General features: G+C 66.9%; 22 protein-coding genes. 12 read left to right on the forward strand and 10 right to left on the reverse strand.

Annotated elements, in window-relative coordinates:
• Position 1 precedes the first annotated feature (1 nt).
• Positions 2-853: a CheR family methyltransferase gene (locus ASC94_RS05045; RefSeq protein WP_056391556.1), complete on the forward strand. Its 852-nt coding sequence runs from the start codon at positions 2-4 to the stop codon at positions 851-853.
• A gap of 19 nt (positions 854-872) precedes the next feature.
• Here ASC94_RS05045 and ASC94_RS05050 read toward each other — a convergent pair whose 3' ends face one another.
• Positions 873-1,646, reverse strand: coding sequence for a class I SAM-dependent methyltransferase (locus ASC94_RS05050; protein ID WP_056391559.1), 774 nt, complete (start codon positions 1,644-1,646; stop codon positions 873-875).
• A gap of 90 nt (positions 1,647-1,736) precedes the next feature.
• On the opposite strand from ASC94_RS05050, the gene ASC94_RS05055 reads away from it, so the two are divergent.
• Together ASC94_RS05055 and ASC94_RS05060 are read left to right on the forward strand one after the other, a co-directional pair.
• Positions 1,737-2,546: a helix-turn-helix transcriptional regulator gene (locus ASC94_RS05055; protein WP_229417166.1), complete on the forward strand. Its 810-nt coding sequence runs from the start codon at positions 1,737-1,739 to the stop codon at positions 2,544-2,546.
• Positions 2,547-2,619: 73 nt separating this feature from the next.
• The gene (locus ASC94_RS05060) at positions 2,620-5,340 is read left to right on the forward strand and encodes a M1 family metallopeptidase (RefSeq protein WP_056391565.1); all 2,721 of its coding nucleotides are present in this window, start codon (positions 2,620-2,622) and stop codon (positions 5,338-5,340) included.
• A 20-nt stretch (positions 5,341-5,360) separates the two neighbouring features.
• Here ASC94_RS05060 and ASC94_RS05065 read toward each other — a convergent pair whose 3' ends face one another.
• Both ASC94_RS05065 and ASC94_RS05070 read right to left on the reverse strand, forming a co-directional pair.
• Positions 5,361-5,981 (reverse strand): glutathione S-transferase family protein, encoded by a 621-nt coding sequence (locus ASC94_RS05065; RefSeq protein WP_056391567.1) that lies wholly within the window; start codon positions 5,979-5,981, stop codon positions 5,361-5,363.
• Between the two features lie 3 nt (positions 5,982-5,984).
• Positions 5,985-6,692, reverse strand: coding sequence for a glutathione S-transferase family protein (locus ASC94_RS05070; protein WP_056391570.1), 708 nt, complete (start codon positions 6,690-6,692; stop codon positions 5,985-5,987).
• A gap of 300 nt (positions 6,693-6,992) precedes the next feature.
• Here ASC94_RS05070 and ASC94_RS05075 point away from each other — a divergent pair, with 300 nt between their 5' ends.
• Complete coding sequence (locus ASC94_RS05075) at positions 6,993-8,960, forward strand: methyl-accepting chemotaxis protein (protein WP_056391573.1); 1,968 nt, start codon at positions 6,993-6,995, stop codon at positions 8,958-8,960.
• Positions 8,961-9,154: 194 nt separating this feature from the next.
• Here ASC94_RS05075 and ASC94_RS05080 read toward each other — a convergent pair whose 3' ends face one another.
• Both ASC94_RS05080 and ASC94_RS05085 read right to left on the reverse strand, forming a co-directional pair.
• Positions 9,155-10,555, reverse strand: coding sequence for a trypsin-like serine protease (locus ASC94_RS05080; RefSeq protein WP_157201280.1), 1,401 nt, complete (start codon positions 10,553-10,555; stop codon positions 9,155-9,157).
• Between the two features lie 8 nt (positions 10,556-10,563).
• Complete coding sequence (locus ASC94_RS05085; RefSeq protein ID WP_157201281.1) at positions 10,564-11,772, reverse strand: hypothetical protein; 1,209 nt, start codon at positions 11,770-11,772, stop codon at positions 10,564-10,566.
• Positions 11,773-11,791: 19 nt separating this feature from the next.
• Here ASC94_RS05085 and ASC94_RS05090 point away from each other — a divergent pair, with 19 nt between their 5' ends.
• A complete protein-coding gene (locus ASC94_RS05090; protein WP_082616172.1) occupies positions 11,792-12,592 on the forward strand; it encodes a YceI family protein in 801 nt (266 codons plus the stop codon).
• Here the strand turns inward: ASC94_RS05090 and ASC94_RS05095 are convergent.
• On the reverse strand, positions 12,576-13,205 hold the full coding sequence (locus tag ASC94_RS05095; protein ID WP_056391582.1) for a LysE family translocator: 630 nt from the start codon (positions 13,203-13,205) through the stop codon (positions 12,576-12,578). The genes ASC94_RS05090 and ASC94_RS05095 overlap by 17 nt on opposite strands.
• Before the next feature lie 85 nt (positions 13,206-13,290).
• On the opposite strand from ASC94_RS05095, the gene ASC94_RS05100 reads away from it, so the two are divergent.
• Both ASC94_RS05100 and ASC94_RS05105 read left to right on the forward strand, forming a co-directional pair.
• The gene (locus ASC94_RS05100) at positions 13,291-16,356 is read left to right on the forward strand and encodes a hybrid sensor histidine kinase/response regulator (protein ID WP_056392176.1); all 3,066 of its coding nucleotides are present in this window, start codon (positions 13,291-13,293) and stop codon (positions 16,354-16,356) included.
• A gap of 52 nt (positions 16,357-16,408) precedes the next feature.
• Complete coding sequence (locus ASC94_RS05105; RefSeq protein ID WP_056391585.1) at positions 16,409-17,494, forward strand: DNA topoisomerase IB; 1,086 nt, start codon at positions 16,409-16,411, stop codon at positions 17,492-17,494.
• Positions 17,495-17,632: 138 nt separating this feature from the next.
• Here the strand turns inward: ASC94_RS05105 and ASC94_RS05110 are convergent, their stop codons facing one another.
• A complete protein-coding gene (locus ASC94_RS05110) occupies positions 17,633-20,743 on the reverse strand; it encodes an NAD(P)-binding protein (protein WP_056391588.1) in 3,111 nt (1,036 codons plus the stop codon).
• A gap of 110 nt (positions 20,744-20,853) precedes the next feature.
• Here ASC94_RS05110 and ASC94_RS05115 point away from each other — a divergent pair, with 110 nt between their 5' ends.
• From ASC94_RS05115 to ASC94_RS05120, 3 genes are all read left to right on the forward strand, one after another.
• Complete coding sequence (locus ASC94_RS05115; RefSeq protein ID WP_056391594.1) at positions 20,854-21,501, forward strand: hypothetical protein; 648 nt, start codon at positions 20,854-20,856, stop codon at positions 21,499-21,501.
• A gap of 109 nt (positions 21,502-21,610) precedes the next feature.
• Entirely contained in the window at positions 21,611-21,835 is a 225-nt protein-coding gene (locus ASC94_RS32285) for a hypothetical protein (protein ID WP_157201282.1), read from the forward strand.
• Positions 21,836-21,887: 52 nt separating this feature from the next.
• The gene (locus tag ASC94_RS05120; RefSeq protein ID WP_082616176.1) at positions 21,888-22,559 is read left to right on the forward strand and encodes a PAS domain-containing protein; all 672 of its coding nucleotides are present in this window, start codon (positions 21,888-21,890) and stop codon (positions 22,557-22,559) included.
• Positions 22,560-22,935: 376 nt separating this feature from the next.
• On the opposite strand, the gene ASC94_RS05125 is transcribed toward ASC94_RS05120, so the two are convergent.
• A complete protein-coding gene (locus ASC94_RS05125) occupies positions 22,936-23,154 on the reverse strand; it encodes a hypothetical protein (protein ID WP_056391597.1) in 219 nt (72 codons plus the stop codon).
• Positions 23,155-23,242: 88 nt separating this feature from the next.
• On the opposite strand from ASC94_RS05125, the gene ASC94_RS05130 reads away from it, so the two are divergent.
• Positions 23,243-23,836 (forward strand): chromate transporter, encoded by a 594-nt coding sequence (locus tag ASC94_RS05130; protein WP_056391600.1) that lies wholly within the window; start codon positions 23,243-23,245, stop codon positions 23,834-23,836.
• Positions 23,833-24,417 (forward strand): chromate transporter, encoded by a 585-nt coding sequence (locus ASC94_RS05135; protein ID WP_056391601.1) that lies wholly within the window; start codon positions 23,833-23,835, stop codon positions 24,415-24,417. Before ASC94_RS05130 ends, ASC94_RS05135 begins: the two co-directional genes overlap by 4 nt.
• A gap of 44 nt (positions 24,418-24,461) precedes the next feature.
• On the opposite strand, the gene ASC94_RS05140 is transcribed toward ASC94_RS05135, so the two are convergent.
• Together ASC94_RS05140 and ASC94_RS05145 are read right to left on the reverse strand one after the other, a co-directional pair.
• Positions 24,462-25,421: an MBL fold metallo-hydrolase gene (locus ASC94_RS05140; RefSeq protein WP_056391604.1), complete on the reverse strand. Its 960-nt coding sequence runs from the start codon at positions 25,419-25,421 to the stop codon at positions 24,462-24,464.
• A gap of 82 nt (positions 25,422-25,503) precedes the next feature.
• On the reverse strand, positions 25,504-26,853 hold the full coding sequence (locus ASC94_RS05145) for an acetate kinase (protein ID WP_056391606.1): 1,350 nt from the start codon (positions 26,851-26,853) through the stop codon (positions 25,504-25,506).
• Positions 26,854-26,859: the final 6 nt, after the last annotated feature.

Consider the following 26,859-nt stretch of genomic DNA (forward strand, 5'->3'; position numbering starts at 1 on the left):
GATGAACAACGTATCCCCGATGCGGCGCGACGCGCCGCCTGAAGTGGAGGAGCTGGAACTGGACTTGCTGGTCGAAGCCCTGTTCCAGCGCTACGGCTACGACTTCCGCGGCCACGAGCGCGCCGTGCTGCGGCGCAAGCTGCGCGGCGTGATGCAGCAGCGCAGCCTGCGCACGCTGTCCGCGCTGCAGGGCCAGGTGCTGCACGACCAGGGCGCGGCCAGCGCCGTGCTGCGCGCGCTGCACGTGCAGCCCGCCGCCATGTTCGAGGACCCTGAGGAAGCGCGCCTGCTGCGCCAGGCCGGCGCGGCCTGCCTGCGCGGCGTGGCGCTGCCCAAGGTGTGGCTGGCCGACTGCGCGGGCGCCGGGCAGGCCTGGACGCTGGCCGTGCTGCTGGCCGAGCAGGGCCTGCTGGCGCACACGGAACTGCACTGCACCGTGGCCAGCGACGAGCTGCTGGCCGACGCGCAGGACGCCGCCATTCCGCTGGAACGCCTGGCGGAGTACGAGGCCAGTTACACCCGCGCCGGCCCCGGCCCCGGCAGGCTTGCGGACTACTTCCACATCGCCGGCAACCGCGCCGTGCTACTGCCTGCGCTGCGCAGCCGTATCACCTGGGCGCAGTACAACCTGGTGACGGACGCCTCCTTCAACGAATTCAACCTGATCGTCTGCCGCCGCGCCCTGCCCGACTTCGGTCCGCTGCTACGCCAGCGCGTGCTGCACCTGTTCCACGCCAGCCTGGCGCCGTTCGGCGTGCTGGCCCTGGACCGGCAGTTCGACGAAGGCGAACCGCTGGCCGCCTGCTACCGGCCCTTGCAGCCCATGCAGCCCTGGTACAAGCGCATTGCCTGACTCGGCGCGCCGGGCGCCGTCAGGAGATTTCCTGCCCGGTGCAAACGGCCTCGAACATGGCCGCGTCGATGTCGAAGGAGTAGTCGTCCTGGAGATTAAAATAGGCGCGCGCCTCGTCCGGCGCCGTGTCGAACAGGCTGCGGATCGCCTGCACACGCAGCGCCGGCGTGCGCATGCGTGCCACCCACTCGTCGAAGCGCATTGTCAGTTTCCACTGGCTGGACACGTGGTGCGCAAAGCCCGCGTTTTTCAATTTCGCCTCCCATTCGCACAGCCGGTAGTCGCGCACATGGGAGCCGTCGCGCAGCAGCTCCACCGCCTGCAGCGTGGTGTCGCACAGCGCGGCTTGCGGTGCGGTAATGTCGATCGCGACAAAGCGCCCGCCCGCGCGCAGCACGCGCCGCACTTCATGCAGCGCCCCCTGGACGTCGGGCCAGTGGTGGGCCGAAAAGCGCGTCAGCACCAGGTCGAAGCTGGCGTTGGCGAAAGGCAGCCGCCCCGCGTCGCCCTGGCGCGTGCTGATATTGTGCAGCCCGCGTTCACCGCTGGCGCCGGCCACCACCTCCAGCATCTGCGCGGATAAGTCGTAGGCCACCACCGACTGCGCGGCGCTCGCCACGGCAAAACTGGCGTGGCCGGCGCCGCAGCCGAGGTCCAGCACGCGCGGCCCTTGCATGCTCTGCGCGATCGCGTGCAGCGCCGCCAGGTCCGCCCCCTGGGCGTGCACGCTGCTGCTCAGGTAACTGCTGGCGGTTTCGCCGAATTGCTGGGCCACGTAAGTCTGCTGTTTCATTTAGTTCTCCTGGACGGTTCGGGATGTTGCAGAATAAGCGGGCTGTTATCCTGTAACAAGACCACAACTTATCCTGGTATAAAGAATCCCATGCAAGCGACCATGAATGGCAAGCTCGGTGAATTCATCCGCCTCCACCGCGAACGCGTCAGCCCGCAAAGCGTGGGCTTGCCCGGCGGCGGGCGCCGCCGCACACCGGGCTTGCGGCGCGAGGAGCTGGCCCAGCTGTGCGAAGTCAGCCCCACCTGGCTGACCTGGCTGGAACAGGGCCGGCCGGTGGCCGCGTCCGCCGCCATGCTGGCCAGGCTGGCCGATGTTCTGCAGCTGAGCGCGGCCGAACGCGCCTACCTGTTCAGCCTGGCCGAACGGCTGGATCCGCAGCGCGCCCCCCATGGCGCGCATGACGACGACAGCGGCACAGCCAGCGAATTGCACGCCTTGGTGGCGGCAGTGCAGGCGCCGGCCTACGTGCTGGATCTGCAGTGGGACGCCGTCGCCTGGAATCCGGACGCGGCCGCCCTGTTCGCCGGCTGGCTGGACGGGGACGCCGACGTCGCCGGCCGCGCGCCCAATCTGCTGCGGTTCATGTTCCTGCAGCCCGCTGCGCGCAGCCTGATCGTGGACTGGCCTCACCGGGCGCGCCGGCTGGTGGCGGAATTCCGCGCCGACGCGGGCAAGCTGGCCGGCCAGGAGCCGCTGGCGGCGCTGATCGCGGAACTCAGCGCCGCGAGCGCCGAGTTCGGCGAACTGTGGACGCTGCAGGACGTGCTGGAGCGCGAAGGCGGCGTGCGCCGCTTCCGCCATCCGGCGCGCGGAGCGCTGGCGTTCCGGCAGGCCACGCTGCACCTGGCCCGCCGCCACGACCTGAAGCTGATCATGCTGCTGCCGCTGCATGGCTGAAGCAGGCGCGCATTGACCGCGCTGGCCAATGGGGCTACATTGCTCCCTTAACAAAAATTCCCTGGAGCATTGCATGCAGCGCAGCCTGATTTCCGCAGCCATCCTGTCCCTGACCGCCCTCGCCGCCGTCCCGGCCGCACAAGCCACGCAAGCCGCGCAAGCCGCAGGCAAGGCCAAACCTGCCAAGGCCGGCAAGGCCAGTCAGGGCGCCACGGCCGCCGCCGGGCGCCTGGCCACTACCCAGCTGCCGCGCAATGTCCGCCCCAGCCATTACAGCATTTCCCTCACGCCGGACGCCCAGGCGTCCACCTTCAGCGCACGCGCGGTGATCGCCATCGACGTGCTGGAGCCCACCGCCACCGTCACGCTGCACGCACTGGACCTGGTCCTTGCCGCGGCCAGCATTGCCGCCGGCCCGGGCCAGCCGGTGCAGCAGGCCAGCAATATCGCGCTGAACGCGGACAAGCAGACCGCCACGCTCACCTTTGCGCGCCCGCTGCCCAAAGGCAGCTACCAGCTGGCCATCGACTACAGCGGCAAGATCGGCAACCAGGCCGCCGGCCTGTTCTCGCTCGACTACGACACCCCGGCCGGCAAGAAGCGCGCGCTGTACACCCAGTTCGAAGCGGCCGACGCGCGCCGCATGGTGCCATCCTGGGACGAGCCGGCCTTCCGCGCCACCTTCGCACTGGAAGCCACCGTGCCGGCCGGCCAGATGGCGGTATCCAACATGCCGGTGGCCAGCACCAGCGACGTGGACGGCGGCCGCAAGCTGGTGCGCTTCGCCACCACGCCGAAAATGTCCACCTATCTGCTGTTCTTCGGCCTGGGCGACTTCGAGCGCGCCACCGCCACCGAGGGCGGCACCGAACTGGGCGTGGTCACCGTCAAGGGCCGCCTGCCGCAGGCGCAGTTCGTGCTCGATTCGTCCAAAGCCGTGCTGCGCGAGTACAACGACTACTTCGCCTTCCCCTACCCGCTGCCCAAGCTGGACAACGTGGCCGCGCCCGGCCGCAGCCAGTTCTTCGGCGCCATGGAAAACTGGGGCGCCATCATGAGCTTCGAAGCCGCCATGCTGCTCGACCCGGCCATGTCCACCCAGGCCGACAAGCAGTCCGCCTACAGCATCGCCGCGCACGAAACCGCGCACCAGTGGTTCGGCAACCTGGTCACCATGCGCTGGTGGGACGACCTGTGGCTGAACGAAGGCTTCGCCACCTGGATGGCCGGCCGCACCACCGCGCTGCAGCATCCGGAATGGCAGACCGCGCTGAACCGCGTGGCCGGCCGCAACGGCGCCATCGAGCGCGACGCGCTGGCCACCACGCACCCGGTGGTGCAGCGCGTGGCCACCGTGGAGGAAGCGCATGCGGCCTTCGACGAAATCACCTACGCCAAGGGCGGCGCCATCATCAACATGCTGGAAAACTACGTGGGCGAGGCGGCCTGGCGCGACGGCGTGCGCAGCTACGTCAAGGCCCACGCCTACGGCAACGCCGTGTCGGACCAGTTGTGGCAGCACATCGAGCGCGCCGCCGGCAAGCCGGTGACCGCCATCGCGCACGACTTCACCCTGCAGCCTGGCGTGCCGCTGATACGCGTGTCCGACTACAGCTGCCGCGCCGGCAAGACCAGCGTCACCCTGACCCAGGGCGAGTACAGCAAGGACCAGCCGAACAAGAAGCCGCTGTCGTGGCGCGTGCCGGTGCTGGCCAAGACGGTAGGCGCGGAGCAGGCCAGCCGCATCCTGGTCAGCGGCGGCAAGGCCAGCGTGTCCCTGCCGGGCTGCGGCCCGGTGCTGGTGAACGCGGGCCAGGCCGGCTACTACCGCACGGTGTACACGCCCAAGGCCTACGCCGCCCTGGCGGCCAGCTTCGGCAAGCTGGACACGGTGGACCAGCTCGGCCTGATGACGGAGAGCTGGGCGCTGGGCATGGCCGGCCGGCAGTCCCCGTCCGACGCCCTGAGCCTGGCGCGCGCCACCCCGGTGGACGCCGCGCCGCAGGTGTGGGGCCGCATCGCCCGCATGTTCGACGAAATCCGCATCTACGCGCGCGACAACGAAGCCACCCGCGCCAGGCTGTCGTCCTTCGCCGTTGCGCGCCTGGCGCCGGTGCTGGCGCGCGTGGGCTGGGACGCGCGCAGCGACGAAACGGCGCCCACCGCCATCCTGCGCGAACAGCTGATCTACACGCTCGGCACGCTGGGCGACGACGACGTGATGGTGGAAGCGCGCCGCCGCTACGACGCTGCGCTGGCCGGCGACAAGGCGGCCCTGCCGCCGGCGCTGCGCCGCGTGGTGCTGGGCGTGGTGGCCCGCAACGCGGACGCCCGCGTGTGGGAACAGCTGCATGCGGCCGCCAAGGCCGAGCAGTCCGCCATCGTCAAGTCCGAGCTGTACAGCCTGTTGGGCCAGACCCTGGACCCGGCGCTGGCGCAGCGCGCGCTGGAGCTGGCGGTGAGCGGCGAACCGGATGCCACCATCGGCGCAGGCATCATTTCGTCGGTGGCGCAGGAGCATGCCGAACGGGCCTTCGATTTCGCGCTGGCCAACCTGCCCAAGGTGAACGGCCTGGTGGAAAGCAGCTCGCGCGCAGCCTATTTCCCCGGCCTGGCCGGCGGCTCGGCCAGCGCGGCCATGGTGGACAAGCTGAAGGCCTACGCCGACGCCAACCTGCCCGCCAGCGCGCGCAGCCAGACCAACACGGCGGTCTCGCGCATGCAGTACCGCGCCACCGTGATCCGCGACCGCATGCCGGAAATCGACGCCTGGCTGGACCGCCAGGCGCTGTAAGGCCCGCTGCCGCGGCCGGGTCAGCCCGCCGCCGCGCTGGGACGCTCGGCGATGCGGTCGCGCCAGGCCTGCAGGTGCGGCATGTCTTCCGCGCCGGGCCGGAACTTCATCAGGCCGCGCGCGAACTCCATGGCGCAGAAGGCTGTGATGTCGGCAATGGTGAAGCGCTGGCCTGCCACGTAAGGCTGGCTGGCCAGGGTCCGGTCCAGCCAGCGCGCCCACTCGCGCATTTTCTCGCCCTGCGCCGCGCCGAATTCCGGGAACTGCGGCTGCTCCAGCAGCGCCAGGCCGGGATGCGTGTGGCGCACGCAGTTGGCGATGCCGGCAAACACGTGCAGCTCCACACGGCGGTCCGCCATCTCGATGAAGGCGTGCTCCTCGAAGCCCTCGCCCATCAGGTTGGGCTGGGGGTAAGCGCCCTCCAGGTAAGAGCAGATGGCGCGCGTTTCGCACAGCACGCGGCCGTCGTCCAGCTCCAGCACAGGCACCCGGCCGAAAGGATTCTTGGCCAGGAAGGCCGGACTGCGGTTCTCCAGCTTGTTCAGGTCCAGCAGTTCCGTTTCCAGGCTGATGCCCTTCTCGGCCATGAACATCGCCACCCGGCGGGGATTGGGTGCGCGCGCACTCGTGTACAGTTTCATGCTTCAGACGCCTTTCTCGCGTGATTGACCGGTCTCCAGCATTTTGCGCGCTTCGGCCGCGAACTGCTCAGCTTTTTCAGCGCTGGCGCTGCGGTCCAGCCTGGAGGGCGGCAGCTGGATGCCGCGCCGCACGGCGGGCCGCTCGCCCACCAGCGCCAGCCAGCGCTGCAGGTGCGGCAGGCCGTCCACCTCCACCCCGGACCAGCTGTGCGTGCGCACCCAGGCCCAGTTGGCGATGTCGGCAATGGAGTAGTCCCCGGCCAGGTATTCGTGCCGCGCCAGGTGGCCGTCCAGCACGCGGAACAGGCGCTTGCTCTCGCCCTGGTAGCGGTCGATGGCGGGCTGGATCTTTTCCGGGAAATAGCGGTAGAACACATTGGCCTGCCCCATCATCGGCCCCACCCCGCCCATCTGGAACATCAGCCACTGCAGCACCTGCGAGCGGCCCTTGGGGTCGGACGGCATCAGCATGCCGGTCTTTTCAGCCAGATAGATCAGGATGGCGCCGGACTCGAACACGGCGAAATCGCCGGCCGCGCGGTCGACGATGGCGGGGATGCGCCCGTTCGGATTGATGGCCAGGAACCATGGTTCTTTTTGCACATTTGCCGCCAGGTCCAGTATGTGCATTTCATAAGGAAGCGCCAGTTCTTCCAGGGCGATGGATACTTTGTGGCCGTTGGGTGTTGCTGCGGTGTACAGGTCTATCATCGAAACGCCTTTCAGGGTTGCAGTGTGTACCCAGTGTAGGCGAAACTGACGGTTCCTGTACGCAACGCCCACGCAGCCGAAGCGGCAGGCAAAAAAAGACCGGCGATCTTTGGAGGGAGCCGGTCAAAACGCTTTTTAGAGCGCGGGGATATCGTGCCGCATCTAAGGGATACGGCAACCTGGCGCGCGGAGGAGGCCGCGCGCTACAGGTGTCACTTTGCCAGCAATCGGCTGGCCAAGGCTTAGAACTTCATTAAATCAATACATTTATAAAAACAACAATTCACCAGGGACCCCATCATGAAAAACATCACGTTCGATCCCCGGCAATGGGGTGTAGGCGCCAAGATCACCGTCTTTACCTTCGGCCTGGTGAGCGCCATCATCGCCATGCTGATACTCATGATCAGCAATGCGACCACCAACCTGCTGGAAGAAAACAGCACCCACAGCGTGCGCCAGGAGCTCAAGGGCGTGGTGGACATGGTGGACATCTTCAACGCCACCCTGAAGACGCAGACCGCCGGCTATGCCGGCATGCTGGCCGCCTCCTTCGACGGCAAGTTCACGCTGGACGAAGCCACCAGCAGCCCGGTGGCCGGCAAGCCCGCGCCGACGCTGAAGAACGGCGAACAGGTGATCAATATGGACTTCACCATTCCCGACAAATTCCAGCGCCACAGCGGCAGCGTGGCCACCATCTTCGCCGCCAGCGGCGAGGACTTCATCCGCGTGTCGACCTCGCTGAAGAAGGAAAACGGCGAGCGCGCCATCGGCACCGTGCTGGACCGTGCCCACCCCGGCTACGCCAGGCTGCGCGCCGGCGAGAACTACACCGGCCTGGCCAAGCTGTTCGGCAAGACCTATATGACGCGCTACGACCCGATCCGCGACGCCGGCGGCAAGGTGATCGGCATCCTGTTTGTCGGCGTCGACGTGGGCGCGGGGCTGCAGGCGCTCAAGGACAAGGTCAAGGCCATCAAGGTGGGCCAGACCGGCTACTTCTACGTGCTCGATTCCAGCCCCGGCAAGAACTATGGCAGCCTGGTGGTGCACCCCGCCAAGGAAGGCGCCAACATCCTGGAGAGCAAGGACGCCGGCGGCCGCGAGTTCATCAAGGAAATCCTGAGCAAGAAGGAAGGCGTGATCCGCTACCCCTGGCTGAATCCCGGCGAATCGGCCGCGCGCGAGAAGGTGGTGGCCTACACCGCCTTCCCCGACTGGAACTGGGTCATCGCCGGCGGCGCCTATACGGAAGAAATCACCATGGACGCGGTGCGCCTGCGCAACCGCTACGTGCTGTTCGGCTTTATCGCGCTGGGCGCCTTCGCCGCCGCGCTGATGCTGGTGGTGCGCACGCATGTGACGCGGCCGCTGGCCGAGGCCGAGCGCGCGGCCGGCCGCATCGCCGAGGGCGACCTGACGGTGAACCTCCAGACCGGCAGCAAGGATGAGATCGGCAAGCTGTGCGGCGCCATGAACGGCATCAGCGGCAACCTGTCGCGCGTGGTGGGCCAGGTGCGCGAAGGCGCCGAGCACATTGCCACCGCCAGCACCGAGATCGCCAGCGGCAACCAGGACCTGTGTCAGCGCACCGAGCAGCAAGCCTCCAACCTGGAGGAAACCGCCGCCGCCATGGAGCAGCTGACCTCCACCGTGCGCCAGAACGCCGACAACGCGCAGCAAGCCAACCGCCTGGCGCTGGCCGCGTCCGACACGGCCGCGCGCGGCGGCCAGGTGGTGTCGCAGGTGGTGGACACCATGGGCTCGATCAACCAGTCCTCGCGCAAGATCGTCGACATCATCAGCGTGATTGACGGCATCGCCTTCCAGACCAATATCCTGGCGCTGAACGCGGCCGTGGAAGCGGCGCGGGCCGGCGAACAGGGGCGCGGCTTTGCCGTGGTGGCTTCCGAGGTGCGCAACCTGGCGCAGCGCAGCGCGGCGGCCGCGAGGGAAATCAAGGAGCTCATCAACGCGTCGGTCGAGCAGGTCGAGGCCGGCAGCAGGCTGGTGCAGCAGGCCGGCTCCACCATGGACGAGGTGGTCTCCAGCGTGGCCCACGTGACCGGCATCATGACCGAGATCTCGGCCGCCAGCCAGGAACAGAACGCGGGCATTGCGCAGGTGAGCACCGCCATCACCCGCATGGACGAGGTGACGCAGCAGAACGCAGCCCTGGTGGAACAGGCCGCCGCGGCTGCCGCCTCGCTGCAGCAGGAAGCGGCGGCGCTGGCGCAGGTGGTGCGGGTGTTCCAGCTGCGTTAGCGCGCGGACGGGCAAAAAAAAACCCGCAATGGATTGCATTGCGGGCCAAGGGATCCAAATCGGGAGAGATTTGAGAGCGGAACCATCATCGCACACCGGTATGACAGGGCCATGACACGGCGCCGGTGTTCAAACTCACAGTCATAGATTAGTACAAAGAAACACCCGCAAAACTCTCGAATAGTCACAACGGGCTAATTCGCAACAATGGTTTCGGCACAGCCCGGCGTCCGGCCTGCCACTTCCGGGAAAGCGCACAGCCAGGCTTTCACCGGCGGCGCTGCCAGGCTGGTCTGCTGCACCGAGAAGTTCTGGCAGGTACTGCTGGAGCCGGTGGAGGTGACGGCATGGACGCGGTGCGGCGCCTTCTCGGCCAGGCCGTCGTAGCGCTGCGCGTAGATCGGACCGCCGGAATCGCCGCTGCAGGTGGCGCTGCCGCTGGCCGGCCCCTGGTGCAGCCAGCCGATGCGGCCGTTCTCGTAGGCCAGCTTGCCGTTGTACCAGCCCACTTCCACGGCATTCTGCGTGGCCAGCGTAGCCGTGCCGGCGATGCCGTTTTCGCCGTAGCCAGCCAGCGTCACGCCCTCCGGCGCTTCGGCGTGGAAGGCCAGTTCCGCCCGCGCAGCGCCGCCCGCCTCTTCCAGCATCAGCAGCGCCACGTCGTTGGTCTTGCCCTCCGCGTCGTAGCCAGGGTGGACTTGCACGCTGCGCACGCGCGCCTCCCTGAATTCGACGCACTGCTCGTAGACCTGGCGCTCCTGCCACGCCTTGGCGCATTGGGCCAGCCTGGGCGCCGAGAAGGCCGGCAGCCATACGCTCACGTCACCGGGCGCGCGGCCGTCCACGCAATGCGCGGCGGTGAGCACGACGCCGGCGGCGATCAGCGTGCCGCTGCAGCGCGCGCCGGTATCCATGAAATCGATCTTGACCACCTCCATGAAACCGAGCGGGTTGAAAGGCCGGTCGCTGCGTCCCAGCGGCGGCGTCTGCCCGGCGACGTCCTGCGCGGCGGTTCCGCCCGGCATCAGCGCCAGCGGCCGGCCCGGCGCGATCACCGGGCTGGGCGGCGGCACCAGCTGGCCGCACACGTCGGGCGCCGCCCGTCCCAGCAGCTGGCAGGCGCGTGTCAGCTGCGCCGGGTCCGCCAGGTTGCCCAGGTCCAGGCGCGGCAGCAGGCTGCGGTACCAGTCCGCCAGCGCGCGCTTCTTATTGCCGGCCAGCTGGGTCAGGCGCCCTATCAAGCCCTTGTCGACGATCTTCTTGTCCGCCAGCGCCTTCAGCGCCTGGGCGTCGGCCGCATCGGTGCGCGCATCCAGCGTGCCGGCCGGCTGGCCCAGCTTGCCGTCGCGCGCCTTTTGGTACAAGGCCAGCAGCTCGTCACGCGACCTGGCGTCGAGCTGCGACCAGGTCAGCGCGGACACCGGCTGGAAGGCGAGGCCGCGCGCCTGCAATTCGCGGGTCAGCGCACGCAGCTGCTCCAGCCCTTGCGCGTCCAGCGCCGTGAGGTCGGCCGGCGCGGCCATGGCTTGCGCCCGCGCGGGCGCGCCCGGCAAGGCCAGCGCGGCCCATAGGCACAGCATCGGTAGATGGCGCATGCCTGCTCCTAGAACTGGACGGCGCCGACTATGCGGTCCGCATACCCGCGCAGCAGCACTGGATTGCGGCCGCGCAGCCAGCGCTGCGCAATGTAGAAATCAGCCTCGCCGGCGCCCGCCATCAGCTGGCGGTACACGGTGCCGCTCAGGCGATGGTATTCCCAGTAAGCCGTTATGCCGAAGTCCTTGCCGGACGGCTGGCCCGGCCGTATGAGCAGCGCTTCCCGTTCCGCGCCGGACAGCGCGGTCTTGCCGGTGTAGCCTGTCAGCGACGCCCAGCACCCCGGCACGGCAGCCTGCAGCTTTTGCTTCAAGCCCGACAGCACCAGCCTGGTGCCCAGCACGGCGGCGCCCAGCTTTTCCTGGTACTGGCCGTGGTCGTCCGCGTCGATCTGTTCATTCAGGCGGAAATCGCGGTAGGCGTGCTCGGCATTCGTGATGCCTTCATGGAAGGCCAGGTCCTGTACGCCATGCAGGCCGTAACCGATCAGGTACAGCGCCTCGCGCGGGCGCTGCTGCGCGCACAGCTGCGCGGCCTTGGTGAAATAGGCGCTGCTCCAGCGTTCGAAGGTGGCCGAGGCGGCGGCTTCCTGGTCGCGGACGATGCGGCCGCTGCCGGCATCGTTGACGGTCTGGGCGTGGGCGGCGGGGTTGCCCCACTCGTACAGGTCGGCGTCCTGGGACGCCGCCTGCAGGATGTCCAGCGCATCCGTGGACCAGCCGCCCACCTGCGCCGCCGCGCGGCCGGTGATCTCGAAGTGCCCGTCCACGCCCATGTGGCCCAGGAAGCGCGCCAGCGGCAGGCCGCCGCTCTTGGCATAGGGAACCTGGGTGCCGGGATCGTAATCCTTGCGGCGGTACACCTGCGCCGTGCAGGGACGCTTGCCGCCGCACGCGTCGTTCAGCGCGCCGTCCAGTATCGGGTCGGGCGCGGGCTTGTTGAAGATTTCCCTGCCTTCGATGATGCTGTCATTCTTCAGCGCCCTGGCCAGGGCGCGCAGCTGGATGCGGGGACCGGGATCGTCGCACATGGTCACGTGCAGCACGTCGCGCGACATGACCAGCGGGCGCAGCTTGCCCTCCGTCTCGTAGATGCGCTGGTGCAGCACGTCCAGCGCAGCTGGACTACAATCGGACAGCTGCAAACTCTGCTGCGCCCAAGCCACCGGAGCGGCCAGGACGGCAAGCGCCAGCACCCCTCCCTTCACAAGTCCCATACATCCTCCCATGTCGCCAATGACTACTCAAAAGAACAAACATACTACACGGGAATTATCAAAATATCATCTATATTTCGCGCGGCCGGCATGGCCCGCTGCGGCGTTTGCGCTGGCCGCCTGCGCGCCCATCGCCAGCGCGCCGCCGCAGGCGCAGCCAGCCGCGCGTGCGGCGGCCCCGGCTGTCGCCAAGCCCCCGGCCAGCCGCCCCAGCCAGGCGCAGCCTGCAGCAACGCCTGCACCTGCGTCCGCCCCCGGCTCCCAGGCGGAAGGGGCGCCGCTGAAGATCGATAGCGGTGCTTCCCGCATCGTGGCCGTGGTGCGGCGCGGCGGCCTGTTTGCCAGGCTGGGCCACGACCACGTGGTGGCCAGCCGCCACATCGAGGGCCAGGCCAGCGCGCCCGCGCAAGGCAAGCCCGGCAGCACGCGCTTCCGCTTCCGCCTGGATCAGATGACAGTCGATGAAAGCGCGCTGCGGGCCGAGGCAGGCATGGAGAGCACGCCGGCGGCGGACGCCATCGCCGGCACCCGCAACAATATGCTGACCAAGGTACTCGACGCGGACAAATATCCCTACGTCGAGGTGGCGGCAGTGACCACGCCGCAAGGCCCCTTGCAGGCCGACATCACGCTGCACGGGGTCACGCGCCGCTACGCGATCCCGGCGGTGCTGACGGCGCGTCCGGACGGCATCAGCGCCAGCGGCACGCTCATGCTCAAGCAGAGCGACTTCGGCATCAAGCCGTTCGCCGTCATGGGCGGCGCGCTCGCGGTGCAGGACGAGCTGGAGCTGCGCTTCGCGATCAGCGCGAAACGATGAGCCGGATGCCCAGGCCCACGAAAATGGTGCCGGCCACGCGGTCCATCCACAAGCCGGCGCGCGGGCTGCGGTTGAGCCACTTGCCGATGGCGCCGGAGAAATAGCCCAGCAGGCCGAACAGCACGCAGGCCTGCAAGGTGAACAGCAAGCCGAGCTGGGCGGTCTGCCAGCTCACCGGCCCGTTGCCCGCCACCACGAACTGGGGCAGGAAGGACAGGAAGAACAGCACGACTTTCGGGTTGATACTGTTGGCAAACAGCCCCTTGCCGAACAGGCGCAGCAGCGATTCGTCCGGCACCCCGCCGCCCTCCACGCGCGCGCCGCCAGGGCTGCGCAGCGCACCCCAGCCCAGCCAGATCAGGTACATCCCGCCCAGCACCTTGAGGGCAGTAAAGGCCAGCGGCGAGGCCGCGATCAGCGCGCTCACGCCGAGCGTGGCCAGCACGGTATGGCTCAGGCAGCCGAGCGCGCAGCCCAGGCCGAAAACGATGCCCTTGGTGCGCCCGCGCGACATGCCCACGCCCAGCACCATGAGGTTGTCCGGGCCCGGCGATACAGTGATCACCACTGCTGCTGCAAGAAAGGCAACGATTTGTTCCGGCGTGATCAGCAAAATAGGTTTCCCCCGAATAGTCGATTAGAATAAGGCAAGATTTACGCCATTTTACTATCCCAGCGCGATGCCCTTGGCCAACAACATGAGTACAGCCAGCAAGATCTCCATCCGCTTAGCGGCACTGTTCGCCTGCATGCTGATGATAGTCACGCTGGCCGTGCTGACCAGCCTGGCCGCGCCCTCGGAGGCGCGCGCACAGGCAGCGCCGGACGCCGGCGCGGCCGACACCCGCCTTGGCCAGGCCGTGCTGACAGGCACCGGCTCGCTCGACCTGATGCGCAGCGCCCGCCTGTACCATGCCGGCAAGGCGGTTGCCCCGGCTTCCCCCTTCCCCGCCGACGCCGCCGGCCTGCCGGCCTTCCTGGCAGCGCTCCAGCCCGCCAAGCAGGTCGACCTGCTGGGCGGCGGCTACTGGCTGCACGCGCGCCTGCGCAACGACACGCGCCAGACTGCCTGGGTGATCGATCCCAACGACACCCTGATCGACGCGGTCGAAACCCGCATCTACGGTCCGGACGGCGCGGTGCAGCAGCGGGTGTCCGGCTACCGCGCCCCCCACGAATACCTGCTGCACTACGGCAAGGACATCGAACTGCAGCCTGGAGAAAGCTACGAAGTGCTGATACGCTTCAGCAGCCCCTTCTACGCGCGCACGCCGGTGTTCGCGGTGACCGAGCGCAGCGCCTACCGCCAGCTGGTGGCGCGCGAAAACTTCCTCATCATCGGCTCCATCGGCGCCCTGCTCGCGCTGGCCGTGTTCAACTTCTTCATCTACAGCTACACGCGCGAGCGCTCGCCGCTGTACTACTCGCTGTACGTGCTGTGCTACGCGGCCGGCTGGGGCCTGACCTTCCACCTGCCGGCCGACCTGTTCGACTGGCACAACCTGCACGTGCACTACATTCCCTTCTTCCTGCTGCCTGTGCTGAGCACGCTGTTCTACCGCACCTTCCTGCAGCTGCGCGACACCTCGCCCACGCTGTACAAGCTGAGCACCATCAACATCGTGCTGCCGCTGGCGCTGCTGCCGAGCTGCTTCATCGCGCTCAACTGGGCCCACACGCTGGCCACCGTCGCCATCATGATCTGGATGACCATGGCCCTGGCCAGCGGCATCATCGTGTGGCGCAACGGCTACCAGCCGGCGCGCTTTTTCGTGCTGGGCTTTATCGCCCTGATGCTGCCGGGCCTGCTGATCCTGCCCGCCAATGTCGGCCTGATCCCGGCCGCGGTGGAAAACGCCCAGCTATTCACCCTGCTGGGCGGCACGCTGGACGGCATCCTGCTGGCCTTCGCGCTGGCCGACCAGATCCGCCTGCTGCGCAACCACCTGGAGCAGCGCGTGAACGAGCGCACTGCCGAGCTGACCGAGGCCAAGGAGCACGCCGAGATCGTCAGCCGCCACCGCATCGACTTCCTGTCCGCCATGAGCCACGACATCCGCACCCCGCTGGCGGGCGTGATCGGCATGCTCAAGTTCGCGCTGCGCGACCACACCGTGCAGGGGCGCACCGAGGAATACCTGCGCATCGGCCTGCAGAACAGCGAGGCGCTGCTGGCCATCCTCAACGACATCCTGGACTTCTCCAAGATCGACGCCGGCAAGCTTTCGATCGAAACCATCAACGTGGACCTGCGCACGCTGATCGACGAAGCGATCGGCATCCTGCAAGCCCAGGCCGATGCCAAGAGCCTGCTGCTGCGGCGTGAACTGGCGCTGGACCTGCCGCGCTACGTGCTGGGCGACCCCACCCGCATCCGCCAGATCCTGCTCAACCTGCTGGGCAACGCCATCAAGTTTACCGACCGCGGCGAAGTGCGCCTGGAAGCGGCTGCCGGCAAGGACCAGCGCGGCGCCACCATGCTGCACTTCAGCATCAGCGACACCGGCCCCGGCATCAGCGAAACCACCATGGAGCGCCTGTTCCAGAAGTTCGAGCAGGCCGACATGTCCACCACGCGACGCTACGGCGGCACCGGGCTGGGCCTGGCCATCTGCAAGGAGCTGGTGGAACTGATGGGCGGCGACATCGGCGTGGCCAGCCAGCCCGGGGTCGGCTCCACCTTCTTCTTCACGCTGCCGCTGACCCTGGGCGTGCCGCCGGAAACGGACGTGCTGGCCGCGCCGCGCGAACAGCGCCACGCCTACCGCCTGCGCATCCTGTGCGCGGAAGACGTGCGCACCAACCAGATCATCATCAGCACCCTGCTGGAAACCATGGGGCACGAGGTGGTGCTGGTGGAAAACGGCATCGAAGCGCTGGAAGCGCTCAGCGCCGGCGACTTCGACCTGGTGCTGATGGACGGCCGCATGCCGGCCATGGACGGCGAACAGGCAGCGCGCCTGGTGCGGCGCGGCGGCAGCGAGGACTACCGCGTGCGCGACACCAGCGTGCCCATCATCGCGCTGACCGCCAACGCCAGCGACCACGACCGCGCGCGCTACCTGGCGGTGGGCATGGACGGCTTCCTCAGCAAGCCGGTGGACGAACGGCTGCTGTACGACCAGATTGAAAAAACCATCGCCCAGCTGCTCAGCCGGGGCCGCAACCTGCCGCCGCTCGGGCCCGCGCCCGCCGCGGACGCCGCACCGGACGGCGGCAGCCAATGGAACTCCGGCTACACCCTGGCCGCGCCCGGCCCGGCCCGCAGCGGCGCCCAGCCCGCTGGTGCGCCGTCCGAAGCCGAACTGGCGGCGCAGTTCGGCGTCGAACCGCCGTGCGGCAGCATCAACAGTGGCGGCGGCGAGGCCGGTGCAGCCACCGCCGGCGGCGAGAACGGCGGCCCCGCGCCCGGCAGGATCAGCATCATGCCGCTGGCCGGCCTGTCGCCCAAGCACATGCAGCGCATCACCCAGGCCTTCCTGGAAGAAGCGCCGCGCCGCCTGGAAGTGGCGCGCAACGCCGCCCTCGGCGGCAAGAGCCACGCCGCGTCGGCCGCCTTCCACGCGCTCAAGGGCAGCGCAGGCTACCTGAGCGACACCGGCCTGCACAGCCTGTGCCACGACCTGGAAAAACTGTCCGCCGCCGGCGAGCTGCAGCTGGTGGTCGACTCCCTGCCGGAAGTGGCCGCCGCCCTGGACCAGGCCTGTGCCGACCTGCGCGCCTCCACCCGCAGCGCGGCCGAGGCGGGCGTCACCGCCGAGTGACTATGTGCGGCAGGGAACGGAATGGCGGCCGGGAAAGGCCTACCATGCCTGCATGAAACGCGACACGCCCTCCGCCACCAGCCCCCTGCCGCCGGCCGACGCCCCCGCAGCCGCCAAGGCCGCCGGCCTGCGCTATGTGGGCGACCATCAGCCCGGCATCGCCCGCAAGCGCACCAGCAAAGGCTTCCGCTACGTCGACGCCGACGGGCGGCCGGTGCGCGACCAGGACACCTTGGCCCGCATCCGCAGCCTGGCCATCCCGCCGGCGTGGGAACAGGTCTGGATCTGCGCGCACGCCAACGGCCACCTGCAAGCGACCGGGCGCGACGCGCGCGGGCGCAAGCAATACCGCTACCATGCGCGCTGGCGCAGCGTGCGCGACGAAGTGAAATACGAACGCATGCTGGCCTTCGGCCGTGCCCTGCCCGGCATCCGCGCGGCGGTGGATGCCGCGCTAGACCTGCCCGGCCTGCCGCGCGAAAAAGTGCTGGCCACGGTGGTGCACCTGCTGCAGGTCACCATGATGCGGGTGGGGAACGAAGAATACGCGCGCGAAAACAAATCGTTCGGCCTCACCACCTTGCGCAACCGCCACGTGCGGATAGACGGCAGCGAAGTCGAATTCCACTTCCGGGGAAAGAGCGGCGTGCAGCACCGCGTCACCGTCAACGACCGGCGGCTGGCGCGCATCATCCGGCGCACGCGCGAGCTGCCCGGGCAAGACCTGTTTCAATACGTGGACGACGACGGCGCCACGCACAGCATCGGCTCGGCCGACGTGAACGACTACCTGCGCAGCATCAGCGGAGAAGACTACACGGCCAAGGATTTCCGCACCTGGTACGGCACCGTGCTGGCCGCGCTCGCGCTGCAAGAGTTCGAGCGCTTCGACAGCGAAACCCAGGCCAGGAAAAACATCGTGCGCGCCATCGAAGCGGTCGCGCAAAAGCTCGGCAACACGCCCACCATCTGCCGCAAATGCTACATCCACCCCGCCGTGATCGAAGCCTACCTGGACGGCAGCCAGCTCGACGCCCTGCGCGCCAGCACCGAGCGCGAATTCAGCGCCGACCTGCACGAGCTCAGCCCCGAAGAAGCCGCCGTCCTCGCCCTCCTCCAACGCCGCCTCCCCCCCTGAAAATGGGGTCAGGGTTAATTAATTTGGAAATATTTCCAAGAATATCTAACCTTGAAAATGGGGTCAGGGTTAATTAATCAGGAAATATTTCCCGAAAAATTAACCCTGACCCCATTTTCGCCCCCCATTTTCGGTGGGTTAGAAGTCGGTTTCGCCGTGGATGGTGGCGGGGTGGCCGGTCATGGCGCGCGAGGTTTGCATGCCGGCCATGACGGCGGCTTCGACGCAGCCGGCGTTGAGGCCGGTCTTGATCCAGTCCCCAGTCAGGTAGAGGTTGCTGAAGCCGGATTCGTCGGTGGCCAGGCGGTATTTGGTGCTGCCGACAACCGACATGACGTAGCGCTCGGAGGGGTCGATGTTGGCGCGCCAGTATTGGCTGTCAAAACGCGCCGGGCCGGTGCCGCCCGCCGGGTCGATCAGCCAGTGCCACGGGAAGGCGCCGGCGGGGCCGGCCGCCGACCACAGCGCGCAGATTTCCTTGCCGACCTGGTTCAGCGCGCCTTCCTTGGCCCGCGCCGCCATGAGCGCGGGGAAGCCATGCTCGCTGGCAGGCGGGTAGTCCGCCACCGGCAAGGCGCTGCAGAAGTAGGAGACATTCTTTGGCTCGCTGCCGGCCGGCCATTGCTCGCGGCACAGCAGCTGGTCCATCGGCGCCCAGGTGTCGTACGGTTCGGTGAAGCCGCTCAGCACGGGCTGCTGGCCGCCGGGCTGGTGGGTCCAGCCCATCTGCGCCAGGTCTTTGTCGAGCCAGACCTGATAGGCCTGGGTGGCGACGGTTTGCACCTTCTCGGCGGCCAGGCGCAGCTTGGGGCTGCGTTCCAGCAACTGCGGGCACAGCAGCGGCAAGGAGCCGACCGAGATGCCGAACACGACTTTGTCGAAGTCGACGCCGCGCCGCAGCACGCGCTGCGGCAGCGGCCGGCCGAATGCTTCCTGGTACACCGCCGGCCAATCGGTCCAGTGCGACTCGAGGTTGATGTCCCGGGTTTGCAGCAGTTCGGCCTGCTCGGGGTCGAGCTGCCTGTAGTTGGGCACGGACGGCCAGCAGCCGAGGTTTTTCACCGTCACCAGCGGGTCGTACGCCGGCCCTGCCAGCTTGACCTGCTGCGTCATGCGGATGCTGCCCACGGTGTCGCCGTCCGGCACCAGCTCTTCGACCTTGTGGAAGAATTCAAACTTCACGCCGCGCGACTTGAGCACTTCGTACAGCGGCGTGAAGATGGTGTCGCCCATGCCGGCCTGCATCTTGAACATGATGCCGCCCTTGTAGGCCAGGCCGATGCGGGCCATCGAGCGCAAGATCGTGCCGGCTTCCACGTTGGGCTTGCCGAACTCGCCCTGTTCGTAGGCGAACACCAGGTCGTAGAAGCCGCGCACCGGGGCCGAGTTGACGCTGTATTCTTCGTCGCCGCCGTGCTTGCGCAGCCACTCGCGGAAGTCGATGTCGTTGATGACGTCGAATCCTTCGGAGAACACGTCGTCCTCGAACATGCCTTTCATGACGGTGATGCCGAGGTCCAGGCAGATGAAAATGCGGCGCAGGTCGTCGTTGCCGTCGATCAGCTTGCGGTAGCGCGCATGCAGCCAGGCGCGGATGCCGCCCAGCGAATTGGACAGCAGCTTGTGCTGGTGGCGCTCGTGCTGCGTGGCGTCCGGCGACAGGTTGCTCACCAGCGCCAGCAGCGCGCCGGCCGAGGCCACCACGTCGTCGGCCAGTTCCAGCGCTTCGGTGCGCGCGGCGTCGGCCATGTGGTAGAGCCAGTCCGGCAGACCGTCTGCGCGCGGCAGCGCGCGCTCGTGCTCGATCTCCGCGGTCACGCTGCGCACCTGGCGCAGCCACTGGTCGATCCAGCCCACCATGGCCACCGCCATCTGCCACAGCGTGACGTCTTCGCCGCCCTCGCCCGGCTCGCCCGGCAAGGTGGGGAACACGATGGACCAGTTGCGCCATTCCTCGCCCACCTGTTCGGACAGGGCCACGTAGTCGTGCTGCTTGAAGGCGTCCTGCCAGGTGGCGAGCGCCTGGCCGGGCGTGCGGCCGGGGTCGGCGTAGGCGGCCTTGATCATCTGGAAGGCGTTGGCGTAGAAGCCAAACCAGATGTGCAGGCCGTGCTCTTCGATGCGTTCGCCCAGCGCCGGGTTGCGTCCGCTGGCGCCCTTGCCGCCCAGGCGCCAGCCTTGCTGGTAGACGGTGATCTCATAGTTGTTCTGCCAGCCTGGCTGGTCGGTCAGGTAATAGGCGGCTGTCATCGAGCCCACGCCGCCGCCCAGGATGGCGATCTTTTCCGGCGCGATGGCGGAGTTGTCCACCAGTTCTTCGCCCGGCATGGCGGTGAAGTCGAAGTTGACGTTGAAGGGCAGGATGGCTTGCTGCGGCCCCAGCTGCAGGCCCAGGGTGTCGTGCAGCGGGAAGCTGTCGAAAGCATGCAGCACGCATTGGTATTCGTAGCCCAGCAAGCGGGCGCTGTGCAGGGTTTCAATCTCGGCCGGGGCCGCCACGATGGCCTGGTAGACCGCCTTCACACCCGCGCTGTCGGGAAATTGCTTGAGGAAGATCTGGTCGATGCGGGGATTGCGCAGCAACGAGAGCACGTCGTCCCAGCCGTCCTGGTCCATATTGAAGAAGTCCGGCATTGAGAGAAACAGGGTGATGGCTTCTTCCAGCAGGTCGGCCATGCTGCCGATCGGCTTGTCCAGCCCGGTCTTTTCGGTGGCATTGACTTCCAGCAGGGGGTGCATGGCGATGCGCGTCTCGGGCGAGAACGGGTGGAAACCCTTGGCCGACACCGAGCAGCGCAGCGGCGGCGTGCCGGCTTCGGGGATGTCGTATTCGCACAGGTATTTGGGGTAGCCGAACAGTTCGCGGCCGTTGATCAGCGCCATGGCGTCGTCCACGAAGATGTGGCACGGATACCAGTAGATATGGTCGAGCTTGCCTTGCGCGTCCATCGCGCCCGTCATGATCCAGGTGACGATGTCGATTTCCGTGATCCAGCCCTTGGCCTGGTCCACGCTCACCGCCGAGTCCGCATGGTTGACCCGGGTAAAGGTCAGCATGACATAGGGCGACAGCGCCTTGAATCGCATGCGGCCGTTAGCCACCGCGTTCAGGCTGGTGTCCAGCGTGCGCTGCAGCTTGGCCAGGTCGCCCTTGACGAAGAAGCCGTACATCTCGGACTGCTTGAGCTGCAGCGGCGCATGCATCATCACCGAGCCGCCGGGATAGAGGTAGGAAGGACGTGCCGCCATGGTGTCTCCGGGAGTTTTTATGGGAAGCCGCCAGTGTATTGCAAAAATGCACAGTATTGCTCTAAAGCATACGAATTTCCATAATAGGCGTGGCGGGATTACAATGCGGGATGAGCCGCGCTACGCAACACGCCCGTCACGACACCCGCGCCTGGGTGCGCATGCCCTCGGGAAAAAGACTGGATTTACTCGACCCCACGCCCTTCGACTGGGACGATGGCGACCTGGCCCTGGGCCTGGCGCGCACTTACCGCTGGGGCGGGCACTCCGCGTGGCCGCTGCCGCTGTCGGTGGCGCAGCATTCGCTCACTGTGATGCAGCTGCGTCGGGCATGGGCTGCGGGCGGCAAGCCGCTGGCGCCGGTGCTGGAATTGCGCGAACTGCTGCACGACGCCGAGGAAGGCTTGCTGGGCTTCGATTGCATCTCGGTGCTGAAGCCCTTCCTGGGTGACAGTTTCCGTGCGCTGAGCCAGCGCCTGGAGAGCGCGGTCTTCCTGCGCTACGGGGTGCCGGCCTGGACGCCCGCCGAGCACCGCCGCCACAAGAAGGCCGACCGCCTGGCTGCCGCCAGCGAGGCTGTGCACGTGGTGGGCTGGTCGCGCGACGAGGTAAGGCGCACCCTGAAGATACGCGCGGACGTGCTGGACACGGACCCGCTGCACGCTGCCTACGGCGGCGCGCCGTGGGAGCCCTGGCCACCGGCGCTGGCGTGCGAGCGCTTCATGGCGGAGCTGGAGAGCTTGAAGGCCAGGCTCTAAAAACCACAAGCTCGCCGATTCCTGAGGAAGCCGCCGTAAGGAGCCGTTTTTAAAGCGCTTTTTCAGCTTATCCACACCAACTGTGGATAACGATGTGGAAAAGTGCCACTTGACAGCCCGCAAAGCCAGCAACGGCGCGGGTTTCAATAAAATGCCAATTTGGCAGGCAGTTTTTTTAACCAATAAAATCAAGGACTTGGAAAGGCATCTGAACCCGCCAAACGCTGGCTTTTTGCCAGTTGAAAAAATATTTTCCGACCGCATAGTCAAGCCTTCACGGGGCGTTTTATCGCGCCCGATAGAATCCTTTGACAAAAATGCAGGCGAGGAATAGTGTTGACGGAAGCAGATGCACTCACAAGTCTGAATAGCCCACGGGATTGTGCATGGACGTGAAAGAAGATACCAGCGCTGACTGGATGATAGAAGAAGATATGCCTGCCAATGCGGACCAGTCCGGCGCCGCGCCCGTCCTTGCGCCCTGGCGCGTCCTGATTGTCGACGACGACGTGGACGTTCACGTGGTCACCAAATTCTCCCTCAGCAATGCCTGTTTCCAGGGCCGCCGCCTCAGCTTCCTGCACGCCTATAGCGGCGACGAGGCGCTGCACATCCTGCGCACCACGCCGGACGTGGCGCTGGTGCTGCTCGACGTGATCATGGAAACCAGCGAGGCGGGCCTGAAGGTGGCGCGCCAGATACGCGACGAGCTGCACAACAAGCTGGTCCGCATCGTGCTGCGCACGGGCCAGCCCGGCCAGGCGCTGGAGCACAGCATCATCCTGGATTACGACATCAACGATTTCTGGTGTAAGAGCGACTTGACGACGCGCAAACTGTTTACCACCGTCATCGCGTCGCTGCGCAGTTATGCCAACCTGGTGGAAGCGGATCGCCACCTGGCCGCCGTGCAGGCCAAGCTCGACGACAGCGTGCGCTTCGTGCTGGACGAACAGCGCACCATCCTGGAACTGAACGGCAAAGCCGCCGCCCTGCTGGGTGCGCCCGAAGAGGAGCTGCTGGGACGCAAGCTGGTGCTGGGCACCGCCCCGGAATAGCCTAGACTACTGTATGGCCGCACAGTAGTTATCTCCCCCGGAACTCCTGCCAACTTGCCGCCTAAACGCCCGCATCTCACCGGTTGCGCACGCTAAGTAGCGGATTCTCAAGCGCTTTTTCCGATATCCACAGCGAATGTGGATATCTTTGTGGATAAGGGCCACTTGACAGTGCATACGGCCCGTATCTATGGGCTTTTCTACAAACTGCCCATTCAAAAGGCAGATTTTATCCCCTTATAAATCAAGCACTTGGCGCTACATGCAAAGCGCCGTTAAAATATTTTTGCGCATTTTCTTATTACCAATTTTTGTGCATAAGTGTACCCGGTGCGGCAAGCTTGCGGCACCGGGCGAAATTGACGGGAAACGGGGCTTAATGCGGGAACTTACGGCGCAGATCCGGGTGGAGCAGCACGCGTTCGATGACGTCCGGCCGAACATTGTTGGACTTGAGATACTCTATCGCGCACAAGGTGCTGAAGCAGTTCTGCACCGCGATGCCCTTGTTTACGATCGCGCTACAGCGCTCATCCGAGCGCTGTTGAGGTGGCGCCAGCCTTGCGGACTGGGCAGGAAGTGTCATTGCATCCATCAATCATCCTTCACAGGTCGGCGGGCCGGTAAAGCCCGGTGAAGAGGAGTATCGAACAATAAATCCCAAAGTCAAGGATAATGGCAGCATGATATCCAGCAATAATTTCCCCCACGAAGCGGATGCGCAGCGTCCACGGCCCACCTCGCTCGGCGACCTGTTTTTTTCCTTCACCCTGCTTGCCCTGCAAGGCTTTGGCGGCGTGCTGGCCGTGGTCCAGCGCGAGCTGGTCGAGCGCAAGCGATGGCTGACACAGGAAGAGTTCATGGAGGAATGGGCGGTGGCGCAAATCATGCCCGGCCCGAATGTGGTCAACCTCTCGCTGGTGATCGGGGCCCGCTATTTCGGCCTGCGCGGCGCCATGGCGGCGCTGGCCGGCATGCTGGCGGTGCCGCTGCTGGTGGTGCTGCTGCTGGCCGTGCTGCACGCGCACTACGCGGACCACCCGGGCGTACAGGGCGCACTGCGCGGCATGGCGGCGGTGTCGGCCGGCATGATAGGCGCAACCGGCTTCAAGCTGGCCGCCGCCTTGCGCAAGCACCCGCTGCCGCTGTTCTGGAGCCTGCCGGCCGCTTTGCTGGGGGTCGCCCTGGTGGCCGTCCTGCGCGTGCCGCTGGCCTATGTGCTGCTGGGCCTGGGTGGCCTGTGCTGCGCCCTCACCTATCGCAGGATCAAGCCATGAATCCCCCTCTCCACATTGTGCTGAGCGCGGCCGACTGGCTCAGCCTGTTCGGCCACTACCTGCTGCTGTCGCTGATGTCCATCGGCGGCGCCATTTCCACCACGGCGGAAATGCACCGCTACCTGGTGGAGCAGCACCAGTGGCTCACGCCGGCGCAGTTCAACGACGCCGTCGCCATTGCCCAGGCCGCGCCGGGACCGAACGTGCTGTTCGTGGCGCTGATGGGCTGGAACGTGGGCTTGAACGCGGGCAGCTGGCTGGCCGCCGTGATGGGCGTACTGGTGACAATGACCGGCATCATGCTGCCAAGCACCACGCTGACCTATCTCGCCTCGCAATGGCTGCACCGCAACCGGGAACGGCGCGGTGTGCGCGCCTTCAAGCAGGGTATGGCGCCGGTGGTGGTGGGATTGTTGGTGTCGACCGGCATCATCCTGGCCACCGCCAACGCCCAGAGCGCCAGCGACTGGCCGCTGTGGGCCCTGTCGGCTGCCGCCGGGCTGGTGATCTGGCGCACCCGCATCCATTTGCTGTGGCTGCTGGCTGCAGGTGCGGCGCTGGGGTGGTTCCGGCTGGTGTGAGCTGCTGGGACGCTAGCCGGTTTCCGGTTGCCCGGCTGCCCGGCTTAGCGCGGGATGGTGTAGTTCACCGGCACGAACTGGTAGCCCTTGCCCTGGCTGCGGATGTGGCCCAGGCCCGGGAATTGCAGGTGGGCTGCGCCAACCAGGTAGCCTTGCTTGGCCGCGTCGGCGAACACCGCCTTGCGCTGGGCCAGCGCGGCCTTGCTGTCGCTGTCGAAGTCAATGGTCACGGACGGGTCGTCGAACTGCACCGCCTGCACGTGCAGCAGGTCGCCCAGCAGCACCAGTTTCTGGCCCTTGCTTTCCACCACATAAGTGGTGTGGCCGGGCGTGTGGCCGTAGCGGGTTTCGGCCTTGATGCCGGGCACCAGCTCGGTGTTGCCTTCAAACGGGCTCAGCTTGCCCGCATCGCTGTACGGCGACACCGCCGCCATCGCTCCCTGGAAGAAGCCCTTCTTGTCGGCCGGGGCCTGCTCCAGGTTCACCTTGCTCAGCCAGAAATCGGTGTCGTGCTTGTCGGCACGCAGCACGGCGTTCGGGAACGCGGCTTTGCCGGCAGCGGCCGCCCCGCCCACGTGGTCCGGGTGCAAATGGGTGATGTAGACTTCATCCACCTGTTCCGGCTGGTAGCCGGACGCCTTCAGGTTGGCCACCAGTTTGCCCAGGGTCGGGCCGAACAGGCCGGCGGCGCCGGTGTCGATCAGCACCAGCTTGCTGCCGGTATTGACCAGGTAGCCGTTGACCGAGGTTTCCAGCGGTGCTTTCAGGAAGGACTTGCTCAGGGCCTGGTTGGTCTTGGCCGGCTTTTCGTGCAACAGCTTGTCGACCGGCAGGTCCACCGTGCCGTCGTTCAGCGCGGTCACTTCGAAATCGCCCAGCATCATGCGGAAGTAGCCGGGGGCCTGGGTCTTGGCCAGCGGGGCGGCAGCAAATGCGGGGGCCTGGCCCAGGATAGCGGCGATGGCGACGGCCAGTCCTGCGGCCGGGATGCGACGAGAGATCATGTTTCCCTTTGTTAAGTGGTTGTCGGAAAATATAGCCAGACAGAGAATATATCGTAAAAATACGATGCGCGTCCAGCGGGCATCAAAAACTGACTGGCAAGCGCACCGAGAGCGTCACATCGGGCGTGTCGCGCGTCAGTCCGGCCCCCACAGAAACGTTGAGCGAACGCCGCTGGTCCAGGCGGTAGGAGAAGCCCATCAGCAAGGTGCCAAGCTGGGTGCGTACCGAGCCGGGCACCGGCGTGCCGTTCTGCTTGGTCCGGCCGATCGAGTCGTGGCTGTAGCCGAGGCTTAATGTTGCTTTTTCGTTCAGCGCCAGGCCCATGCCGAAGTTGAAACCGATGACGCCGCCCGGCTTGAGCGTGCCGAGCTGCTCGAATTCGCCGTTGCGTATCATGCGGCGCACGCCGCTGCGCTGGAAGTTGTGCAGGTAGCTCACGCTGCCGAACAAGACTGCCGGGTCGGACGGGTACAGCCAGGTGACGCTGGGCTGCAGGCCATAGAAGCCAGAACCGGTGGGCAGGTCGAGCGGCAGGCCAGTGCCGGTGGCGTTGGGGCCGACGCAGCGCTGCATGCAGTCGGTGACCACGTCGAAGGGGTCGCGCCCGGTGCGTGTTTTCAGGCGCAGCCCAGCCACGTAGTAGGCACTGTCGGGGCCGCCCGCCGTCAGTTGATGACGCACCGACAATTCGGCGTCGCCCGCGCCGCGCCCGCTGGTGGCGAACACGTTTTCCACCGCCGTGCCGGTGAAGATTTCCCGGCTGACGGTGGAGTCGGAGCGGTAGACGTAGGGGATGCGCAGTTCCAGTTCGGTGCGCGGGGTGAGGCCGTAGCGTCCGGTCAGGGCGGCAGTCATGGTGTTGCGCTTGACCTCGCGCACGTCCACCAGGCCGATCAGCAAGGCGGGGATGATGGTGTAGCCCACCAGAACCACGCGGTTGCTGGACGAGTAGCCGAACTGGTAGGAAGGCTCCAGCACGTAGCGGCCCTTGGGGGTGAGCACGCCCGGCGACTCGAACAGCGGCGCCACCTCGGGCGGGCGGCCGTCGCGCTGCGGTGCCTGGCCCACCACCGGCGCGGCAGCTGCGCGCGGGGGCTGGTCCCGCTGCGGGCCGGGCTGCGGCGCGGGCTGCTGCGCCAGCGGCGGCTGCGCTGCAGCGCGCTGGGTTGAGGCCTGCTGGGCCTGCTGAGCCTGCTGGGGAGCGCCCTGCTGCGGCCCCGGCTGCTGGCCGTGCTGGTCAGCCATCTGCTGTCGCAACTGCTGCAGCAACGCACGCTGTTCGGCCAGCTGCCGCTTCAGCGCCTCGATTTCCAGCGCCAGCTCGGCAGTGCCTGGCGTGGCGGCCGGGACGGCCTGGCCGTGAGCCAGGGCGGTGCAGACCGCCAGGGAAACGCCGGCCGAGCCGGCGCGCAGGACGTTCGCAAATCGCATGCACTC

It is taken from the genome of Massilia sp. Root418 (assembly GCF_001425265.1).
Taxonomy (GTDB): Bacteria; Pseudomonadota; Gammaproteobacteria; order Burkholderiales; family Burkholderiaceae_D; genus Rugamonas.

Coding starts and splice junctions, on each gene's coding strand:
- ASC94_RS05045 (WP_056391556.1), top strand. CDS start 2: ATGAACAACGTATCCCCGATGCGGCGCGACGCGCCGCCTGAAGTGGAG.
- ASC94_RS05050 (WP_056391559.1), bottom strand. CDS start 1,646: ATGAAACAGCAGACTTACGTGGCCCAGCAATTCGGCGAAACCGCCAGC.
- ASC94_RS05055 (WP_229417166.1), top strand. CDS start 1,737: ATGCAAGCGACCATGAATGGCAAGCTCGGTGAATTCATCCGCCTCCAC.
- ASC94_RS05060 (WP_056391565.1), top strand. CDS start 2,620: ATGCAGCGCAGCCTGATTTCCGCAGCCATCCTGTCCCTGACCGCCCTC.
- ASC94_RS05065 (WP_056391567.1), bottom strand. CDS start 5,981: ATGAAACTGTACACGAGTGCGCGCGCACCCAATCCCCGCCGGGTGGCG.
- ASC94_RS05070 (WP_056391570.1), bottom strand. CDS start 6,692: ATGATAGACCTGTACACCGCAGCAACACCCAACGGCCACAAAGTATCC.
- ASC94_RS05075 (WP_056391573.1), top strand. CDS start 6,993: ATGAAAAACATCACGTTCGATCCCCGGCAATGGGGTGTAGGCGCCAAG.
- ASC94_RS05080 (WP_157201280.1), bottom strand. CDS start 10,555: ATGCGCCATCTACCGATGCTGTGCCTATGGGCCGCGCTGGCCTTGCCG.
- ASC94_RS05085 (WP_157201281.1), bottom strand. CDS start 11,772: ATGGGACTTGTGAAGGGAGGGGTGCTGGCGCTTGCCGTCCTGGCCGCT.
- ASC94_RS05090 (WP_082616172.1), top strand. CDS start 11,792: ATGACTACTCAAAAGAACAAACATACTACACGGGAATTATCAAAATAT.
- ASC94_RS05100 (WP_056392176.1), top strand. CDS start 13,291: ATGAGTACAGCCAGCAAGATCTCCATCCGCTTAGCGGCACTGTTCGCC.
- ASC94_RS05105 (WP_056391585.1), top strand. CDS start 16,409: ATGAAACGCGACACGCCCTCCGCCACCAGCCCCCTGCCGCCGGCCGAC.
- ASC94_RS05110 (WP_056391588.1), bottom strand. CDS start 20,743: ATGGCGGCACGTCCTTCCTACCTCTATCCCGGCGGCTCGGTGATGATG.
- ASC94_RS05115 (WP_056391594.1), top strand. CDS start 20,854: ATGAGCCGCGCTACGCAACACGCCCGTCACGACACCCGCGCCTGGGTG.
- ASC94_RS05120 (WP_082616176.1), top strand. CDS start 21,888: ATGGACGTGAAAGAAGATACCAGCGCTGACTGGATGATAGAAGAAGAT.
- ASC94_RS05125 (WP_056391597.1), bottom strand. CDS start 23,154: ATGGATGCAATGACACTTCCTGCCCAGTCCGCAAGGCTGGCGCCACCT.
- ASC94_RS05130 (WP_056391600.1), top strand. CDS start 23,243: ATGATATCCAGCAATAATTTCCCCCACGAAGCGGATGCGCAGCGTCCA.
- ASC94_RS05135 (WP_056391601.1), top strand. CDS start 23,833: ATGAATCCCCCTCTCCACATTGTGCTGAGCGCGGCCGACTGGCTCAGC.
- ASC94_RS05140 (WP_056391604.1), bottom strand. CDS start 25,421: ATGATCTCTCGTCGCATCCCGGCCGCAGGACTGGCCGTCGCCATCGCC.
- ASC94_RS05145 (WP_056391606.1), bottom strand. CDS start 26,853: ATGCGATTTGCGAACGTCCTGCGCGCCGGCTCGGCCGGCGTTTCCCTG.